This is a genomic window from Paenibacillus favisporus (assembly GCF_040545415.1).
Taxonomy (GTDB): Bacteria; Bacillota; Bacilli; order Paenibacillales; family Paenibacillaceae; genus Paenibacillus_AQ; species Paenibacillus_AQ favisporus.
In genome coordinates this window covers 1-1,244 of sequence record NZ_JBEPLV010000015.1, presented here as the reverse complement: position 1 = coordinate 1,244, position 1,244 = coordinate 1, and the positions used below count along the sequence as shown (strand labels likewise).

Here is a 1,244-nt window from a genome sequence, read left to right as displayed (position 1 = left end):
TCAACATTCGTGGGTTCGGGCCTCCAGTGCGTGTTACCGCACCTTCACCCTGGACAGGGGTAGATCACACGGTTTCGGGTCTACGTCCACGTACTCAAGTCGCCCTATTCAGACTCGCTTTCGCTGCGGCTCCGGCTTCTCACCTTAACCTTGCACGGGAACGTAACTCGCCGGTTCATTCTACAAAAGGCACGCCATCACCCATAAACAGGGCTCTGACTTCTTGTAAGCACACGGTTTCAGGTTCTATTTCACTCCCCTTCCGGGGTGCTTTTCACCTTTCCCTCACGGTACTGTTTCACTATCGGTCGCTAGGGAGTATTTAGCCTTAGCAGATGGTCCTGCCAGATTCATACGGGGTTTCACGTGCCCCGCACTACTCGGGATCCGTCTCGGAGGGAACTGACTTTCGGCTACAGGGCTTTTACCTTCTATGCCGGGCCTTTCCAGACCTCTTCGCCTAACCAATTCCTTTGTAACTCCATGTGAGACGTCCCACAACCCCGGCCAGCAAGCTGACCGGTTTAGGCTGTTCCGCGTTCGCTCGCCGCTACTGACGGAATCACTCTTGTTTTCTCTTCCTCAGGGTACTTAGATGTTTCAGTTCCCCTGGTATGCCTCAATCTGTCCTATGTATTCAGACAGAAGTGACTGACTATTACATCAGCCGGGTTTCCCCATTCGGACATCCCCGGATCAAAGCTTGCTTACAGCTCCCCGAGGCAGTATCGTTGTTCGCCACGTCCTTCATCGGCTCCTAGCGCCTAGGCATCCTCCGTGTGCTCTTAGTAGCTTAACCATTGACTCCTGTTTTGCTCGATTCGTTTTCTTGTTTTGCGCTGCGCGCAAAGCCAAAGGCTCTCATCGTTCAAAACACTCGTCTGCTACTTTTAAAACTTAACTTGTTATGACACAAGTTCAGCTAAAAGGATATTTCTAAAACGCAGATTCGTTTCGATATCTAGTTTTCAAGGATCAAATTATCCAGTCTCGCGACCGGACTTATATCATACCAAATCCTGAATCGCTTGGCTACAAGCAAGTTCTGGAAATCGTATGTGAGAGTTTGAACTCTCAAAACTGACCAACGAGTGAGTATCGGCGACCTTACGGTCAGCCTATTATTTGAATGTTTCCGCTCTCCGGAAACGATTCTCCATAGAAAGGAGGTGATCCAGCCGCACCTTCCGATACGGCTACCTTGTTACGACTTCACCCCAATCATCTACCCCACCTTCGGCGGC

The 1,244-nt window shown here is 50.5% G+C and carries 2 rRNA genes; both read right to left on the bottom strand.

Annotated features, from left to right (window positions below):
* A 23S ribosomal RNA gene (locus ABID47_RS33570) occupies positions 1-799 on the bottom strand; the annotation flags it as partial.
* A gap of 363 nt (positions 800-1,162) precedes the next feature.
* Positions 1,163-1,244 (bottom strand): 16S ribosomal RNA (locus ABID47_RS33565); the annotation flags it as partial.